General features: G+C 39.7%; 17 protein-coding genes. 14 read left to right on the top strand and 3 right to left on the bottom strand.

Annotated features, from left to right (window positions below; translation table 11 throughout):
• Nucleotides 1-132, bottom strand: a 132-nt coding sequence (locus VB073_RS12375) for an Arm DNA-binding domain-containing protein (protein ID WP_323404495.1), incomplete at its 3' end; no start/stop codon positions are given.
• A 686-nt stretch (nt 133-818) separates the two neighbouring features.
• Nucleotides 819-2,087 (bottom strand): group II intron reverse transcriptase/maturase, encoded by a 1,269-nt coding sequence (gene ltrA, locus VB073_RS12370; protein WP_323404493.1) that lies wholly within the window; start codon nt 2,085-2,087, stop codon nt 819-821.
• A gap of 1,426 nt (nt 2,088-3,513) precedes the next feature.
• On the opposite strand from ltrA, the gene VB073_RS12365 reads away from it, so the two are divergent.
• The 14 genes from VB073_RS12365 to VB073_RS12300 all read left to right on the top strand — a co-directional run bounded on the left by VB073_RS12365 (nt 3,514) and on the right by VB073_RS12300 (nt 18,194).
• Nucleotides 3,514-3,834 carry a metalloregulator ArsR/SmtB family transcription factor gene (locus VB073_RS12365; protein WP_323404492.1) on the top strand — a complete coding sequence of 107 codons (321 nt, stop codon included), beginning with the start codon at nt 3,514-3,516 and terminating at the stop codon, nt 3,832-3,834.
• Nucleotides 3,835-3,932: 98 nt separating this feature from the next.
• Complete coding sequence (locus VB073_RS12360; protein WP_323404491.1) at nt 3,933-4,358, top strand: arsenate reductase ArsC; 426 nt, start codon at nt 3,933-3,935, stop codon at nt 4,356-4,358.
• Nucleotides 4,351-5,397 carry an ACR3 family arsenite efflux transporter gene (arsB, locus tag VB073_RS12355; RefSeq protein ID WP_323404490.1) on the top strand — a complete coding sequence of 349 codons (1,047 nt, stop codon included), beginning with the start codon at nt 4,351-4,353 and terminating at the stop codon, nt 5,395-5,397. The genes VB073_RS12360 and arsB overlap by 8 nt, the downstream gene beginning before the upstream one ends.
• A gap of 55 nt (nt 5,398-5,452) precedes the next feature.
• Complete coding sequence (chrA, locus tag VB073_RS12350; protein ID WP_323404489.1) at nt 5,453-6,598, top strand: chromate efflux transporter; 1,146 nt, start codon at nt 5,453-5,455, stop codon at nt 6,596-6,598.
• Nucleotides 6,599-6,786: 188 nt separating this feature from the next.
• The gene (locus VB073_RS12345) at nt 6,787-7,452 is read left to right on the top strand and encodes a response regulator transcription factor (RefSeq protein WP_323404488.1); all 666 of its coding nucleotides are present in this window, start codon (nt 6,787-6,789) and stop codon (nt 7,450-7,452) included.
• A 2-nt stretch (nt 7,453-7,454) separates the two neighbouring features.
• Nucleotides 7,455-8,843 (top strand): HAMP domain-containing sensor histidine kinase, encoded by a 1,389-nt coding sequence (locus VB073_RS12340; RefSeq protein WP_323404487.1) that lies wholly within the window; start codon nt 7,455-7,457, stop codon nt 8,841-8,843.
• A 78-nt stretch (nt 8,844-8,921) separates the two neighbouring features.
• Nucleotides 8,922-12,065, top strand: a complete 3,144-nt coding sequence (locus tag VB073_RS12335; RefSeq protein ID WP_323404486.1) for a CusA/CzcA family heavy metal efflux RND transporter — start codon at nt 8,922-8,924, stop codon at nt 12,063-12,065.
• On the top strand, nt 12,049-13,254 hold the full coding sequence (locus VB073_RS12330) for a TolC family protein (protein WP_323404485.1): 1,206 nt from the start codon (nt 12,049-12,051) through the stop codon (nt 13,252-13,254). Before VB073_RS12335 ends, VB073_RS12330 begins: the two co-directional genes overlap by 17 nt.
• Complete coding sequence (locus VB073_RS12325; protein ID WP_323404484.1) at nt 13,251-14,384, top strand: efflux RND transporter periplasmic adaptor subunit; 1,134 nt, start codon at nt 13,251-13,253, stop codon at nt 14,382-14,384. The genes VB073_RS12330 and VB073_RS12325 overlap by 4 nt, the downstream gene beginning before the upstream one ends.
• Nucleotides 14,385-14,397: 13 nt before the next feature.
• Nucleotides 14,398-15,087, top strand: a complete 690-nt coding sequence (locus VB073_RS12320; RefSeq protein WP_323404483.1) for a VIT family protein — start codon at nt 14,398-14,400, stop codon at nt 15,085-15,087.
• Between the two features lie 669 nt (nt 15,088-15,756).
• A complete protein-coding gene (locus VB073_RS12315) occupies nt 15,757-16,284 on the top strand; it encodes a helix-turn-helix domain-containing protein (protein ID WP_323404482.1) in 528 nt (175 codons plus the stop codon).
• Between the two features lie 155 nt (nt 16,285-16,439).
• Entirely contained in the window at nt 16,440-17,084 is a 645-nt protein-coding gene (locus tag VB073_RS12310; RefSeq protein ID WP_323404481.1) for a DUF6448 family protein, read from the top strand.
• Nucleotides 17,085-17,107: 23 nt separating this feature from the next.
• Entirely contained in the window at nt 17,108-17,329 is a 222-nt protein-coding gene (locus VB073_RS12305; protein WP_416349543.1) for a heavy-metal-associated domain-containing protein, read from the top strand.
• 166 nt (nt 17,330-17,495) lie between these two features.
• Nucleotides 17,496-18,194 (top strand): recombinase family protein, encoded by a 699-nt coding sequence (locus VB073_RS12300; protein ID WP_323404479.1) that lies wholly within the window; start codon nt 17,496-17,498, stop codon nt 18,192-18,194.
• A 1-nt stretch (nt 18,195) separates the two neighbouring features.
• Here the strand turns inward: VB073_RS12300 and tnpC are convergent, their stop codons facing one another.
• Entirely contained in the window at nt 18,196-18,831 is a 636-nt protein-coding gene (gene tnpC / locus VB073_RS12295; RefSeq protein WP_323404494.1) for an IS66 family transposase, read from the bottom strand.
• Nucleotides 18,832-18,964: the final 133 nt, after the last annotated feature.

The following is an 18,964-nucleotide window of genomic DNA, read 5'->3' as shown; positions in this document are numbered from 1 at the left end:
TTCTTCTATCTCGTAACCAGAAGGCACTCTTATTGCTTCGCCCATAACTCTAACCCATAGATAAATAGGGTATTTGCCATTTTTAAGCGATTTATCTCTTCTGATGCACGGTCTTACTGAAAATGGTTTCATGTAATTTTTGATTTAATCCTCAATTCATGGACTAAATTAGTAAAGTTTCTGTGATTAGAAAAATATTTCCAAAAAATATTTGCGAGGAAAAATAAATTAAATGACAGTAAATCAAACTTTTGGCTAAAAACAAAAACCGTCCCTTATTCCGTCCCTAACCAAAAATAAAAAGCTCTAAGTAGTTTATATTTATCTACTTAGAGCTTTATTTTGCGGTATGGACGGAATGTGAACTCAATCACTTAATCCGCTATTTACCAATATCTTAACTCGCTTAATATTACCATAGGTAATGATTTGGTAACGAGGTTTGAAATAGCTTATTTACAAAAAAAGTCTGTAATCAATGAATTACAGACTTTGGCTTTAAGATTTCGCCGTTTGGCTTATCTTTCAGCGGTCCGGACGAAATGCGAACCTGACCGCGTATATAATTCATTGATAGCACTTTTTATCAAATCAAACCTAATAGGTAATGATTTGGGAATGTTGTGAAAGAACGATTTTTTGTCATCAATTAGTGCAGATATGTCCGCATATGACTCGGGTTCAAAGATACAACAAAAATATCAATAAACAAGCATATTCATTATTAATGTTTTAACTCAAGGTCGAGTAGGCCTGGGCATTTCAGCCCAAGCCTCTCACAGAACCGTACGTGAAAGTCTCCCCTCATACGGCTCTTCTTATCCAAACGGTCTCAATCTGTTTGGTTTGGCACCATATTGCCAATGATAAAACAAACGGGGATTTTCGGATGCCACTTTCACCAACCATTTATAAGCCTTGTTCGGATTTCTCCTAAAACGCTTATACTTCCTTTCTGCCCAACGTGCTAATTTCAAATTGATTTCCTGAAGAAAGGATTTCAGCGAACTACTATAGAATTTGCCATAATAGTTTATCCAGCCTCGAATCTCAGCATTTATTCCGGCAGCGATGTCAGATAGTTTTACCTGTACATGTCTGTTCAGATTCCAATATCGCATCTTTTCGTGGAGGCGTTTCTTGGCTTTCTTGCTAATTGCAGGAGAAAAGCCGTTGAAGACCTGTCCACTTCTGTTTCTCAAAGCACGAGGTTGAAAGGTATAGCCTAAGAAATCAAATGTGATTTCAGTATGCTCTCCTTTTCGTTTTCCGTCTTTGCAGTAAACTATACGTGTCTTGGATTCGTTCAGCTTTAACTTGCAGGTTGCGAAACGTTCGATTATGGATGCTTTAAGCCTTTGGGCTTCTTCAAGATTCCGACAATGACATATTGTATCATCGGCATAACGTTCAAAAGGAATAGATGGATAATAAATCGACATCCATTTGTCGAACACATAGTGAAGATACAGGTTCGCAAGAACCGGCCCTATGACTGAACCTTGTGGAACACCCATATTTCTTTCTATACGTTCTCCGGTTTGAGTCGCGTACGGAACTTTCAGCCAACGCTTGATGTAAAGCAGTATCCACTTTTCTTGAACATGACGCTCTACAGCCTTCATGAGCAAATCATGGTCTATGGTATCAAAGAATTTGCTGATATCCATATCCAATACCCAATCATACCGCCAACAGCGTTCCCGTGCTTTTGCCAATGCATCATGAGCACTTCGATTCGGGCGATAGCCATACGAATTCGAATGAAACTCTTGCTCCATTCTCGGCTCTATCAGCATGACAACTGCCATTTGAGCAACACGGTCTTCTACTGTCGGAATACCTAACGGACGTGTTCCACCCGAAGATTTAGGTATATCCACCAACTTTACAGCATTAGGAAAGTAACTTCCAGAACTCATGCGGTTCCACAACTTGTATAAATTACATTTGAGATTACCCTCAAAATCGGTTATACTTACATTGTCAATTCCCGCACTTCCCTTGTTTGCTTTAACCCGCTTCCAAGCATTCATTACTGTATACTTGTCGATTGTAAACGGTTTTGCGTTTTGATTTTGTGTCATCCTAAAATTTAATTAGTTGTACAAGACAAATACGCCGGATAAGCTGCCCCCTTCGTTCCATTGCCATTACAACAACTTCATCACTACTACGAAGCAGTCCGCCCCCACCAAAAGTATCGGTACTTAAACCTTGCGGGGTTACCGCTTTTGGTTGCTCCCTTAACATCTCTTGGTGAGTTCCCGTGTTCCACAACATAGCCTCCATATAGGTCATGCCACCTCTACGCCGGATGTCGAACAGACAGTAAACAGGTATCCTCTGAACTTATCCCGGATTTCTTGCATCAACCCGGTTTTGACATCATCTTGTTGCATTTCGACGCATAATCAATGGTTCCCTTTCGGTCATCTCCTATACAGCCACCTAACGACTAATGCCGCTATGTATCGCTCACTACCCTGCCTTTTGAACAGAGCAGCATACATTGGTTTGCAATCTCCTCCTGTAAAGCGATTGCGGAAGGCCAACTTCCATCTATGTTGCAGTTACGAATATGGCAGCCATTCCACATTCTCACGGCACACTGCAAGGTGCAAGTTTATCTATATATAGATACTTGCACCTTGCACTTATTGTCAAAAAACAATTCCAACCTTTGTACTTGTAAGATTGTTAAGCACTATTTTCATTTTATAAATAACATGTGTTCGATGAATGTCTCAATGTTGAAAACTCGTAATTTTCAATAAAGGGTACACTTAACAGTTGAGCATAAAATTACTAAGTAAGTGCTCATAATTAGTTGTCAATAAGAGAAAGAATATTTAACGAAAATTTATATTCGTAAAATTACGAATATAAATTTTATTCGTATATTTGCGAACAATAAAAACGGATAGTATGAGGAATAAAATCCTATGAGTTTTTAATTAAAAAAAGTTTGAGATGATATTAAAATCTATTTTAATCTGGCTATTGATTATTCCGTTTGCCATATTGAATGGTGTTTTGCGAGAGTCCGTATTGAATCGTTTGCTAGGTCAGAGTATTGCCTTACCCGTAAGCGGAATATTGCTCTCATTGTTTATCTTACTTATCTCATATTTTCTAATTCCGAAGTTAAAGGCAACTAATTCAAGAACTTATTGCAACATTGGATTGATTTGGGTCGTTTTGACTTTAATTTTTGAATTCGGAATGGGTTTGTCAATGGGAGAAAGCTTTTCCAAAATGTTATCAGCTTACAACCCTTTTTCCGGAAATCTATGGCTATTAGTCCTTATGGTTACGGGAGTCTCTCTTTGGCTGGTAATGAAAATACGTAAAAATGCATAAGTATAATTGGAATAGATATTCTTTTTTACAGGTCTAATTTAAGCAATCAGAAACAATTAGGTTTATTTTATCCGCCCGAATTCCTAAAATATCAATAAAAACAAAGAAAATTATCATTCGTAATATTTGCGAACAATAAATACCAAACATATGTCAAAGAAAGAATCGACAGCCGACCAGGAGCAACTCGCACGCTTTGCAAAAGCTTTGGGGCATCCCATCCGTATTGCTATCCTGGAGATGCTGGCAACCCAATCCTGTTGTTATCATGGAGATATGTCGGAGCTACTGCCGATTGCCAAAAGCACTTTATCACAGCATTTGAAAGAGCTCAAAGATGCCGGATTAATTCAGGGTACAATTACATTACCCACTGTGAAGTATTGCATCAATAGAGAGTATTGGAATAAAGCGAAAGAATTATTCAGTGGCTTTTTTACCCAATTACCCGAAACAGATGATATTTGCTGATATCAGAAAGAGAGCGGAAAAGTATGCTATATGATATTTTTAAAAAATACATGTTCGTTATTCGACGAAATAAGAATAATGATTATAAATACAATAAAATGAAAATCTTGATTCTTTGTACGGGTAATAGTTGCCGCAGTCAGATGGCACACGGGTTCTTGCAATCATTCGATCCTGAACTATCGGTTTATTCCGCCGGGACAAAAGCAAGCGGGCAGGTAAATCCCAAAGCCATAGAAGTGATGAAAGATGCGGGAGTGGATATTTCGCACCACACATCCGATCCTGTTGAAAAATACATCCATGATGAATGGGATTATGTGATTACCGTTTGTGGTGGTGCCAATGAGACTTGTCCGACGTTTTCCGGAAAAGTTAAGAACCGTTTGCATATCGGGTTTGATGATCCGTCCGAAGCCACAAGAACGCCTGAATTTATACAATCGGAGTATATCCGGGTAAAGGATGAGATCAAAAAAGCATTTTACGAACTGTACCTAAATATAATAAAGGTTCATGAGTAAAAAGAAAATGAATTTTCTGGACAGAAACTTAACCCTATGGATATTCTTGGCAATGACTATCGGGGTGGGATTAGGTTATTTCATCCCGTCATTCAGCGGTTATATAGACTCCTTGTCAAGCGGAACGACAAACATACCGTTGGCTATCGGTCTTATCCTGATGATGTACCCGCCGTTAGCGAAAGTGGACTACAAACAACTGCCGAAGGTATTTTCCAATGTAAAAATACTGACGGTATCACTGGTACTGAATTGGATTATCGGCCCAATTTTAATGTTCTTACTGGCTATCTTTTTTCTGCACGATTATCCGGAATATATGGTAGGGGTCATTCTCATCGGCCTTGCAAGATGTATTGCAATGGTGCTTGTCTGGAATGATCTGGCTGAGGGGAATACCGAATACGGCGCCGGCTTGGTCGCTTTGAACAGCATCTTTCAGGTGTTTTTTTACAGTTTCTATGCCTGGATATTTGTCACAAAACTACCTCCGCTATTCGGTTTTGAGGGTGCAATCGTGAATATATCCATCGGAACAATTGCCGAAACGGTCGCTGTTTATCTGGGTATCCCTTTCCTGATGGGTATTCTCAGCCGTTTGCTATTGTTTAAACTCAAAGGGGAACAATGGTACAGGGAAAAGTTCATTCCTGCTGTTTCTCCGATTACCCTTATCGCTTTATTGTTTACGATTGTGCTGATGTTCAGTTTAAAAGGGGAGTTAATCGTACAGATACCGTTAGATGTGGTTCGAATTGCCATGCCGTTATTAGTCTATTTCGTGATGATGTTCTTCCTTAGTTTTTTTGCAGGCAGGCTCATTGGTGCATCTTACGATAAGAATGCTTCGATTGCTTTTACTGCCACAGGCAACAATTTTGAACTGGCTATCGCTGTTGCCATAGGCGTCTTCGGCTTGCACAGCGGGCAAGCCTTTGCCGGTGTTGTCGGCCCGTTGGTTGAAGTACCGGTACTTATTTTGTTGGTAAATATTGCTTTCTGGTTAAGGAAAAAATACTATATCCGGGAATCGAATTAATTACTTTCTTTGAACTCGAAATACATCATATAAACGGCAAAAGTTTGAACAGCAGATGAACGAAACGAATATTAATAAAGGTTCTGATATAAAAGAGATCGCAAAATTGTTCTTGCGATTGGGCTTTACCGCCTTTGGCGGGCCTGCGGCACACATTGCCATGATGCAACAAGAGGTGGTAACAAAGCGTAAATGGTTGAACGAACAAGAATTTCTGGATTTACTGGGGGCTACGAATTTAATTCCCGGCCCCAACAGCACAGAAATGGCTATCCATATCGGGCATGCACGCGCAGGATGGAAAGGGTTGATTGTAGCCGGTATCTGTTTTATTTTGCCGGCTGTCTTTATAACACTCATTTTTGCCGTGTTGTATAAACAATATGGACAGCTCCCTGAAGTGCAGCCGTTTGTTTATGGCATTAAGCCTGCTATAATAGCCATCATCCTTTCGGCAGTCTATCCGCTTGCAAAGAAATCGTTGAAAACTACCGAATTGATTCTGATCGGAATAACCGTGCTGATCCTTTCATTCCTGAATATCCATGAGATTTACCTGATGTTTGGAGCAGGATTGTTTGCTCTGCTGTCCGCCACTGTCAGGAACAGAAAAACAGACAGTCTGCACGGGTTTTTACCTTTTCCTCTTTTGCAGGTTACAAGCTCGGCTCTGATATCGGCAACCAACTTAAACCTGTTTCTTACTTTTTTAAAGATTGGAGCTATATTATACGGCAGTGGTTATGTGCTGATTGCCTTTCTGGATACCGAATTAGTAGCAACGGGACTTTTGAGCCGGCAACAATTAATTGATGCTGTTTCCGTGGGGCAATTTACGCCGGGCCCGGTTTTCTCTTCGGTTACCTTTGTCGGATATCAGATCAATGGCATTGGAGGTGCTGTCATCTCTACGGTTGGGATTTTTCTTCCTTCATTTGTATTTGTCGCCCTGCTCAATCCATTGATAAAGCGGATGCGAAATTCGGTCGGTTTTTCTGCATTTTTAGATGCAGTAAATGTAGCCTCGGTTGCCATTATTATCGCTGTCTGTTTTGCAATGGGTAAGGAAACCATAACGGATTGGCGGACAATCCTAATTGCCATTGTCGGGCTTATCATTACCTTTAGGTTTACCAAAATAAACAGTGCATTTATTGTTTTGGCAGGATCAGTAGCCGGTTATTTATTATCGCATGTATAAATATGAGATATTTTGTTGTTATCTTTTATCATCCGATTATTCCGAATGGGAAGATTTAAATATGTCTCAGAGTTGTTATTAACAGACTAATAATATGGATCTTAAAATTTACACTTTGTCAATCAACATTGTGTAATCTAAGATATTAAAGTTATAAATAAAACTATTTGTCATATCTTTGCATTCAGATGATACACATTCTAATAATAGAAGATGAACCCGGAATTTACAACTTTCTCAAACAGGGATTAGAAGAAGAAGGTTATGAGATTACAATTGCTGTCAATGGAAAGCAAGGAATTGACTTTTTTGAATCTTCAAAACCGGATATTGTATTACTTGACTGGATGTTGCCTAAGATTTCAGGAATAGAAGTGTGTAAAGCAATCAGGGAGAAAGATTCTGAAACGCCCATTTTATTTCTTACCGCTAAAGATACAATACAGGAAACCATCGAAGGATTACAATTTGGAGCAAACGACTACATAAAAAAACCATTCAGTTTTGAAGAGTTGCTGGAAAGGATAAAAATCCATTTTCGGAATAAAAAGAGACAAAATATCTTGGCATTAGGCAATATTTCGCTTAATACCAATACATACGAGGTAAAGATGGATTCTTCGGATATAGCACTTACTCAACGCGAATTTGAATTATTAGAATATCTGATAAGAAACAAAGGAAACGTTTGCAGAAGAGATGAGATCATAGATAAAGTATGGGGTATTAACTTTGAGTACGATACGGGCGTAATCGATGTATTCATTAATGCTATCCGTAAAAAGTTGAATTTAGATAAAAAGAATGGATATATCAAAACTGTCAGAGGTGTAGGATATATCGCCAACGAATAAATATGAAGAGTTTTTCATTCAGAAACAGGATAGCCTTGTATTATATGATTACAACGGCATTATTAACCGGACTTGTTTTCATTACTATCTATATGGTGGTGGAGTATAATGTGTCCGAGCATCTGAACGAAGACCTGCAACGCGAAGTTGACCGCCATTCACATGAAATAGAAGTAAAGGACGGAACGATTGCCCTGAAAAGGCATAAGGAATGGATGGAACGGGAACACAATACGGTCGGTGTCGATCCGGTCTTTATTGAGTTCTTGGATATTGACGGCAATCTTATTGACAAATCTCCGAACCTAAAAAGCAGTAATTTACTGTATGATTCCAATCAGAAAGACAATGTGTTTTTTAACGGAGAGTTAGCGGAGAAAAGGATTCGCCAGGTGCAAGTCCCTATTCTGGATGATAGCGGCAAACGGGTCGGACACTTGTTAGTCGCTGTGGCACGCGAAGGTTCTGAAGTCGTATTGGAAACATTGAAGCATAGTTTACTGATAACCTATCCGATTATTTTAATTATTCTGTTTTTTATCGCACGATTTATTGCCGGCAAGAGCATCAAACCCATTAACGATATTATCGAAACATCGAATAGAATATCGCGGGACAATCTAACCGATCGAATTCCACTACCTTATAACAAAGATGAACTGTACGTCTTGTCCGACACCATAAACGAATTACTCAACCGTATAGAAAAGACGATCGAGCGTGAAAAATCATTCACATCGTATGCTTCGCATGAATTCCGTACACCCCTGGCTATACTCAAAGGAACATTGGAAGTTCTAATCCGAAAACCCCGACAACAAGAGGAATATGAAGAAAAAGTCAAGTATTGCATCCATGAAATAGACCGCTTAAACCATTTGGTGGACGATTTGCTTATCCTGACGCGTTTTGAAAATCAGAAGCAATCTTTGCGCATTGAGAAAGATGTAAATCTAAACTCAATGATTCACGAAGCCCTGAATTATTTTGCACCAAACATTGAGCAGAAGAACATCCATGTGGATTATGATATCTCTTCTGAGGATATTCTCTTTCAAACCGACAGATATTTATTCTCAACGATTCTTACCAATATTTTTTCCAATGCTATCAAATACTCTTATCAGGATGGTAAGATAGAAATCAGGATAAGGAAAGTTGATCATTCCATAACTTGTGAAATAAAAGATTACGGAATCGGCATCTCCGAAAAGGATTTGGAACGGATTTTCGATAAATTCTTTCGTTCCACTGACCACGGCGACATCAAAGGCTTCGGCTTGGGTCTATCTATCGTTGAAAGATTCTGTTCTCTCTTGAATATTAAGATAGAAATTTCAAGTAAAGAAAACTCAGGAACGGCTGTCAGACTGCAAATCCATCAATCTTAAGCAAATCTTAAGCTATTTCATTCCACATCTTCCTATTTTTGTTCCTTGTCATCATAATTAGGTATAAAATAAAGTTAGATGTTAGAAAAGATTATAAGGTTCAGTCTCGGACACAAACTTATCATATTGCTGTTTACGCTTGCCTTATTCATATATGGTATTTATTCGGTTTTTCATATACCTATCGGTGCTGTACCGGATATAACCAACAATCAGGTGCAGGTCTTAACTACTTCTACAAACCTTTCGACCGAAGACATTGAACAATTTATTACCTATCCTATCGAAATGGAAATGGCAAACCTGCCGGGCGTACAGGAAATCCGTTCTATTTCCAAATTCGGACTGTCTGTAGTAACGATTGTTTTTGATGAAAGCATGGGCACCTATCTTCCCAGACAATTGATAGCCGAAAAAATAAACACAGCCTCCGAAATGATACCAAAAGGTTTCGGTGTTCCTGAAATGGGACCGATTTCGACGGGCTTAGGGGAAATTTACCAATATATTCTCGATGTGAAGCCCAGCTACAAAGACAGATATTCTGTTGCAGATCTTCGAACTATACAGGATTGGATCGTTAAAAGGCAACTTTCGGGAATACCCGGAGTAGTCGAAATTAATACATGGGGCGGATACCTGAAGCAATACGAAGTCGCTATCAATCTTTCCCGGTTGAAGGCGATGGATATTACAACAGGAGAATTGATGACCGCTCTCGAAAAAAATAACAGCATAGCCGGAGGGGCGTATATTGAAAAGGTCAATCAAAGTTATTTTATACGAGGAGAAGGAAAAATAAGTTCTATTGAGGATATTGAAAACATCGTTGTAAAGAACAATGACGGTATTCCTGTTTTGGTAAAAGATATTGCGACTGTGCAATTTGGGAACGCCAACCGATTCGGTGCAATTACGGGAAATGGAGAAGGAGAAAAGGTTCTCGGTCAGATAATGATGTTGAAAGGAGCCGATTCCAAAGAAACGATCAACGCCGTAAAAGAAAGGGTTGAGGAAGTACAGAAAAGCCTTCCCGAAGGCGTTTATATCAATGCTTTTCTGGAACGTAGCGAATTGGTCGCCAAAACGACGTTCACCATTGCCGAAAACCTGATTCTCGGATGTTTGATTGTCATATTCGTAGTTGTACTTTTACTCGGAAACATACGATCGGGAATTGTTGTTACTTCCGTGATCCCGCTGTCACTGCTTTTTGCAATTTCCCTGATGCGTATATTCGGAATAGATGCAAACTTGATGAGTCTCGGTGCGATAGATTTCGGAATAATCATAGACGGCGCTGTCATTATAGTGGAATTTGTTTCTGCTCAAATAACAGCGAATGCTGTCGGGCTGAACCATCTGTCAATACGTAACAAGCGAAGAGAGATCGACAAAATAACACTAAAGAGTTCATCTACCATGATGAATTCCGCTATTTTCGGACAACTGATTATTCTCATTGTCTTTATCCCCATACTCTCGCTTTCGGGAGTGGAAGGAAAGATGTTTCGTCCAATGGCGCTGACATTCATTTTTGCATTAATAGGAGCCATGTTGCTTTGTCTGACTTATGTTCCGGTTTTATCTTCCATAATAATAAAACCTCGGGAACAAAAAGAAAATAGCATCACTTCTTTTATAATGAAAACAATAAAAAAGTCTTATTTACCTGTTATTACATGGGCACTGAAAAATGGTAAAAAAACTCTTGCCGGAGCAATAACTCTGTTGATAATGGCTGTTATCATATTCTCCCGCATGGGAGGGGAATTTATTCCTCAATTAGACGAAGGCGATTTTGTAATACAACCGGTCTTGAAAACAGGAACTTCATTGGCAAAAACGATTGAGACAACAACGCTTATAGAAAAGACCATTCTTGATAAATTCCCTGAAGTGGAGCAGATTGTCAGTCGCATAGGTGCAGCCGAGGTTCCCACCGATCCAATGTCAATGGAAGAAAGCGATATTATTGTAAAAGTCAAGCCTCGAAGCGAATGGGTATCGGCGGGATCGAAAGACGAATTAGCCGACAAAATAAAAAATAAATTGAACGCGACTATTCCGAATATGGAAATAGAATTTACGCAACCTATTGAAATGCGTTTCAATGAACTGGTTTCAGGTACACGTTCCGATGTAGCCATCAAGGTTTTCGGAGAAAATCTGACCATTCTTGCAGAGAAAGCCGAGCAGATAAAACGTGCTATAAGTAGTGTGGAAGGTGCGGCTGATATTATTATAGAGAAGATAGACGGTCTACCTCAAATGACTGTGGAATATGATCGCACCCGCATTGCACAATACGGGCTGAACATATCCGATATCAACGATATCGTCGCTTTATCATTCGCGGGAACTGCAGTAGGAAGTGTTTTTGAGGGAGAGCGTCGGTTTGATCTGGTAATACGTCTTGAGAAGAACCTTCGCAATGATATCGAAGATTTGGAAAACATCCATGTTCCCCTGCCCGCGGGCGGACAAATACCGCTTCGGGAACTTGCCAAAGTGGACTATACGGAAGGGCCGGCTAAAATATCGCGCGACGACACCAAGCGTCGCGTAGTAATAGGAGTGAATGTACGTGGGCGGGATATGCAAAGCGTTGTTAAGGACATTTCGGTTATTATCAATGAAAAAATCAATTTGCCTGCGGGGTATAATATTACCTATGGCGGACAATTCGAAAACATGCAAAATGCGCTCAACCGATTGAAAATAGCGGTACCTGTAGCACTTTGTCTGATTTTTATACTTCTATATTTCGCTTTCGGTTCAATAAAGGAAACATTACTCGTTTTCACTGCCATACCGCTCTCGGCTGTGGGTGGTGTATTATTGCTTTGGATAAGGGGAATGCCATTCAGTATATCGGCGGGAGTCGGTTTTATCGCCTTATTCGGCATTGCGGTACTCAACGGGATTGTTTTGATAGAACATCTGAAAGAACTAAAAAAAAGAGGGATGAAAAATGTTGACGAACTAATACTGCAAGGGACAATAGACCGATTACGCCCCGTATGCCTCACTGCAGCGGCTGCAGCATTGGGATTTCTTCCGATGGCGATCTCTTCATCGGCAGGGGCGGAAGTTCAACGCCCATTGGCTACAGTCGTTATTGGCGGATTGTTTACTGCAACCCTTCTCACAATGGTCGTGCTGCCTGTCCTTTTTAAAATGTTTGATAAAAAACTGGCTGAAAATGAAGAAGAAATATAAAATTGCTTGTCTGGCATTAATATGTTTAATAGGTATGGATGTTTATTCACAGAATAATCCCGAATTGGACAAACTGATTGAAGCCGCCTTAAGTAATAATAAGGAATTGATTTCTTATCAGTTACAAACCGATGCCTCCCAAGCGAATATCAACACTGCTTTTGATTTTGAAAAAACATCTGTCTATTATGGTTATGATGAAAATAATGTAGCACCTAACGATGAGGCATTGCGAGTATTTGGCGTTGAACAGACATTCTCTTTTCCAACAGTCTATGGTGCACGCAGGAAGGTTTACAAATCGCAATGGGAACAGCATAAAGCATTGTACGAAATACAAAAAAACAAGCTGGTTCTCGACATCTCACTGATCTATGAACAAATTGTTTATATTCAAAACAAAGAAAAACTATATACTCAATTAGACAGCCTCTATGCCGATTTTTCTAATGCAGGCAGCCGTAAATTCGAGTTAGGCGAATCCAATTATCTGGAAAAAATTACGGCTGAAGCTAAATTTAAACAGATTCACACTCACTTGGTACAGCTTAAAAACCAGAAACATGCATTTTATGAACAATTGAAATCGTTGATACAAGGTGGTGAAGAATATTGGATACGGAATGACGAATTGGTTTTGCTTCATCTCAACGACACGAATGCCGGCAAAGAGTTGCAAAAGCAATATCTGGAAACTGTAAGTAAAACTCATTTGTCACAGGTGAAATTTCAAAATCAAAACTGGCTTCCCGATCTGAGCATCGAGTTATTTACAGGTACTAACAAAGGATTAGGATACCGTCAAAACGGATTCCAGATAGGAATCGCTATCCCTTTGCTTTTCAGCGGAAACGTAGCGAAAAACAAAACAACAGAGTTGGAACGGAAAAGTTGGGAAGCGATGAGAAGCAACCGTGAAATACAGATAGAAAGTTATTATCTGCAAAAACAGGCGGAACTAAATCAGCATAGGGAAATGATAAAATATTATACGGAAAACGGACAGCTACTGTCGAAAGAAATCATAAAGACCGCCGATGCGGGCTATAAAAACGGCGAGATAGATTTTTTCCAATACATTCAAAGTATGGAGAACGCGATAAGCATAGAAATGGATTACTTAGACAATATTCTTTCTTATAACAAATCGTATTTAGAGTTGCACCACTTTAATTTCAATGAACAATGAAAAAAATTGCACAATATATCTTGGTTTTAGCTATCTTATCTCTTCATTCCTGTGTAGGAGGAAAAAAAGCACCGGAAAATGGAGATGCAGAAAATGAAGAAATCTCTTTGGTGGAAATTACGCAGGAACAATTCAACGCCATGAAAATGGTAATTTCCACTTTACAGGAAAGTGATTTTGACCATACGATAAAGGCTTCGGGAAAAGTAAATGTTCCACCAAGAAGTAGAGCCAAGGTAACCTCTTTTCTGGGTGGATATGTAAAAGCAACTTCCCTGTTGGTCGGAGACAGAGTAACAAAGGGGCAGGCTCTTTTGACGCTTGAAAGCCCTGAATATATAGATCTCCAGCAATCTTATCTGGAGATTTCAGGGCAAATTAAGTATCTGAAATCAGAATACGATAGACAAAAGACCTTATTTGACGAGAAAATCTCTTCCCAAAAGAAATACCTGGAAGCAGAAAGTGAATATAAACGTGCTAAAGCTACATTCGAAAGTTTACGTCAAAAGCTGAATATGCTACATATTAATCCCGCACAGGTTGAACAAGGAAAATTTTCGTCTTTCATTACGGTCTATTCTCCTATTTCCGGCTTTATTACTGAAATTAATGCGAATGTTGGGATGGCTGTTTCTCCGTCTGATGTTATTATGGAAATTGTGGAAACGCAGACTATGCACTTAGAGCTGGCGGTATTCGAGAAGGATGTCCTCAGTCTTAAAACAGGACAAAGAGTACAATTTGTTGTGCCGCAGGTTGATTCTCAAAAATTTGAAGCAACTGTTTTACGCATAGGTAAATCCGTCGAAGGGAATGACCGCGTTATCCATGTGTATGCCGCAATGGATGAGGATACGAAACAAAAACTGCTTATCGGGATGTACGTAGAAGCCCGTCTTGTCACCGAATCGCGCAAAGTCCTATGTATCCCGTACGATGCCGTCATTATAGAAGAAGGAGATAACTTCTTATTGGTTTTCAAGTCGGAAAAAGATGGGCAATATACTTTTCGTAAAACGTTGGTTAAAGTAGGCGAACGTAAGGGTGATCAGATAGAGATTATACCAAGCGACAGTTTGAATTCAACTGCTAAAGTGTTAATCAAAGGAGTGTATGATGTAATTTAAATTATTTTATCTTATGCGGTTAGAAAGTCATTATGTTACAAGATCCAATTGGTTAAGAGCTGCTGTTTTGGGAGCAAACGACGGTATATTATCTACTTCCAGTATAATTATAGGAGTGGCTGCAGCAAGCGCATCACGTACGCCCATCGTTTTGGCAGCTTTAGCAGGAGCAATCGCAGGAGCAATGTCAATGGCGGCAGGCGAATATGTGTCTGTTAGTTCCCAAGGAGATATTGAGAAGTCCGATTTAGCAAGAGAACAGAAAGCATTAATTGAAATGCCCGAAGTAGAATTGGAAGAACTGGCTGACATATACCAAAAAAGAGGGTTGAACGAAGAACTGGCTTTGCAGGTTGCCAAACAGCTTACCGAACATGATGCTTTGGAAGCGCATGCCAGAGATGAATTAGGTATAAACAAAATCATGGAAGCTAACCCTTTTCAAGCTGCACTTGCTTCTTTTGTCGCATTTATCATCGGAGCGATACTTCCATTTGTCGTAGCTTTGCTTGCGCCGGTAAAAGAAATGATTTATTATCAATATTGTTTCTCTCTGCTTTTTTTAGCATTACTCGGAGCTATTGCTGCAAAAACCGGAGGTTCGAGCATCAAAAAGTCAGTGTTGAGAATTTGCTTTTGGGGAACAGCAGCTATGTTTGCTACTGCGTTGGTAGGATATATTTTCGGAGTCAGCATTGCCTGAAGGTAATATGAAATTTTGCGCAATTTGTACTTGTAAATTAATCAACTAATGAATTATATATTTTCTATTGCTTCTTTTTGCTCTTTTTTCTTTGCCGTACTGCTTCTAAAGAAAAAGACAAAAGCATTGCACGATAGGGTCTTATTGTATTGGCTTATTTATTTAGGTTTATTTACAGGATTATATTTGATATCGGACTTCGATTTTTTTATCCGATTTAAACTTTTTCCGGTTTTTGTCATATCCCTGTTTCTGCTGCATGGGCCTTTTTTATTTTTATACACCTCGGCATTGACTTTAGGAAAAAAAGGCTTGCAAAGAAGAGATTTTCTCCATTTTGTTCCATTCCTCACTTTTGCTGTTTATCTTTTTATTGCCTCCCTATTCCCTGATTATGCCGCCAAAATAAGCATGGATCATGTAAGCTCCCATGTACAACCGCCCCTCTTTTTTATTTTGTTGCTGTTGGCAACCGCCTTTTCGGGGCCTGTATATTTTATATTGTGCATTAAGGAAGTCCAAAAACATAAAAGCAACTATCCAAATAATTTTTCAAGTATCGAAAACATCAACCTTGATTGGCTGAGAATACTTTTATACATTTTCGGGGCAGTTTGGTCTGTTCTGATAATCATTGCTGTCATACATCATGTTTTCCATTATTCATCCATGTATTTCTGTATCAATGGGCTGTTGCTTTCCCTTTCAGCTTTTATCGTTCTTTTGGGATATTACGGACTGCGACAACAAGAGATTTTTACTCATTTTCCCATTGAGGATTACCGGCATGCCTTCTTGCAAGATGAACCTGAAGGGGCGAAAGTAAAATATGCAAACCTTAGCCTGAGCGAAGACGAAATAACTTCGTACTCGGAAAGAATCGACCGTTATATGAAGGAAGAAAAACCTTATCTCAATCCCGACCTGACACTTCCCCAACTCGCTTTGGAATTGAATACTTCCACACACCAACTTTCCCGAATCATAAATGAACACTATGGTCGAAATTTTTATGATTTTGTAAACGGATACCGGATTGAAGGAGTAAAAGATAAGCTTTTTGATCCGAGCTATCACAACTTCTCTTTATTGGGCATTGCTTTCGAATCTGGTTTCAACTCCAAATCGGCATTTAACCGGACTTTTAAAAAAGCAACGGGGCTTACCCCGAGCGAATATAAAAAAGCACAATCCTAACCATCGAATAAAAGACGATACGTAGCACTTTATAAAAAAGGATTTCTTTCTTTCGGAGAACAAGTCCCAACTTATAAACTGGGGCGTAGGCTTGTTTTTTCTACCTTACTTTTGTATCAAAACAATTTTAGTATCCACCAATTAAAAAATTTATTATGAAGTCAAAAGAAATTAATTTCGAAAAAAGAAGTGCACAGAATCTTTCCACAGAAAGAGCCAATTCACGTATAATGCTTTCAGTTGCATTAACATTGTTGTTTATGGTATTTAGCTCGCTTCAAGTTTTCGCTCATTGCGATTCTTACGATGGGCCTACCGTTAAAGACGCCCTCAAAGCCCTCGAAACCAATAACGTCAATTTGGTTTTGAAATGGATTGATAAAGAACAAGAAGAAGAAATCATTTCTTTGTTTAATAAAACCTATAATCTGAAAAAGGGAGACAAGGAAGTGTACGCCATTGTGGAAAAACATTTTCTTGAAACGCTAGTCCGCCTTCACAGGGAAACGGAAGGGGCGCCGTTTACCGGACTGAAACCGGCAGGAAGTACGAAGAAAATAGTTCAATTAAGCGACAAGGCTTTGGCTGACAAGGATATTGATGACTTACTCGAAAAACTAAACAACCATATCGGAAGCATCATTCGGGAAAAACACCGAAAAGTGACTGAACTCGATAAGGTTAAGAATGAATCGGCGGAAAAAGGTCGCGCTTATGTGGCTGCTTACGTAGATTATACACATAGTATAGAAGCCTTGCACGACATTCTGGAAGATGGTAGTGGACATCACGTACATTAATGCATATATATGGAGGTAAGGGTATGAAAAATGCAGAATTTCAATTAGAAACATTGACATGTCCATCGTGTATTCAAAAAATAGAATCGGTATTGAACAACAGAAAAGGAATACTTTCTGCCAAAGTGTTGTTTAATTCGAGTAAAGTAAAGATGGAATTTGATGATTCTCAAATAAATACTGATCAGATAGAAAATTCCATCGGTAAATTAGGGTATAGAGTATTGAAGGTTAAAAGTTCCTGATTTATAAAAAGGAAATGCAGTAAAAATGTAACTCAGGAGGGAGAAATTAACAATCAGTAATTCGTAAGCATTCGCTCTGGGTCATCTTTCAGGATTTCGGGAATGGGTCTACCTTTGCATAAACAGGAGTTAACGATAATTTAACGAGCAATCAGTTTTTGCAAGAATGAAGTCAAACCAGTCCGGGACCTATATAGCATATCTTCGCCAGAGTACAATGAAACAGCAAGCCAGCGGGCTGGGTATAGAAGCCCAAACGGAGATCATAAAAAATTATGTGAAGAATGACAGTAAAATCCTTCAAACGTATATAGAGACCGAAACGGGAAAAAATAACCACCGCCCCAAATTATCCGAAGCACTGGAACAATGCAGGCAAACAGGTTCCATATTGATTTGTGCCAAGCTGGATCGTCTGTCACGCAATTTTGCATTCACCAGCCGGTTGCTGGAAAGTGATGTCGAGATAATTTTCTGTGATTTCCCGAAAGCCAACCGGTTTATCCTGCATATCATAAGTTCGATAGCCGAGTATGAAGCCAGACTGATATCCGAGAGAACAAGACAATCCCTGAAAGCAAAAAAGGACAAGGGGATAAAACTGGGAAAACCGGAGAATCTGTTGAACAATCACGCACGGGCCATAGCAAACAGCACAAGAACCAACAAGGCAAAGGCCAGGAACAATGAGAACAACAGGCGGGCCCTGGCCCTCATCATTATGATGAGAAGGGAAAACAAAACTTATTTACAGATTACGAGTACCCTGAACAGGCAGGGATTCAAGACCAGCAAGGGGTACCGCTTTACGACATCCCAGGTTTGGCGTCTATATAAACGTCATCAGGAGGAAGAGGAGAGGTAATTTAATCTCCGGATTTATTGACCTTTTCCAACGGCTTCCATTTTCCCGGTAAAAGTTCATCCAGCCTTTGTATGGAGTGATCCTGTATCCTGTTCAGTACATCCGTAAGCCAGAAAGTCGGATTTATGCCATTTATCTTGCAGGTGCCCAGAAGGGAATAAATCATGGCCGTCCTTTCAGCCGACTGGTGGTTTGAACAGAACAGATAGTTTTTGCGCCCCAGGGCAAGAGGCCTTACGGCATTTTCCGCCAGATTGTTGTCAATGCGGTATCTACCGTCAAGGACATAGCGGGCCAGCCGCTGGTAAATTCCATAGGTATACGACATGGCCTGCCCGATTTTCGATTTGGGCAATACCTGCGGGTAGTTTGAATCGATCCATTTCTCAAAATCACATAAAAGAGGATAGGCCTCTTCCTTGCGTAATTTTTCTATCTGCTCCCTTGTGAGATTATCGCTGACTGCCTTTCGTTCCAGTTCGTAAAGTTTTCCTATCTGTGCAAGGGCATATTCGGCTCTGGGAGGATCATTACCCAAAGCCTGCTCAAATTTTCTCCGGGCATGGGCCCAGCACCCCAGCAACAGGACTCCCCGTTTCTTCTCATAGATATCATAGGCGCCGTACCCGTTGCAAATTCCGTTTTATCCTGACCCCTCATTCCGGAACAAGCTGACCCCTGTTCCGGGATCCTGACCCCTCTGTAAAACTCCCCTGGATACGCATTTTATTAAAGACTTGCAGGGGTCAACATGCCGGAATGTCCACCTC

This window comes from Proteiniphilum sp. (assembly GCF_034927365.1).
GTDB lineage: Bacteria > Bacteroidota > Bacteroidia > Bacteroidales > Dysgonomonadaceae > Proteiniphilum.
This window is presented reverse-complemented; position numbering and strand designations above follow the sequence as displayed.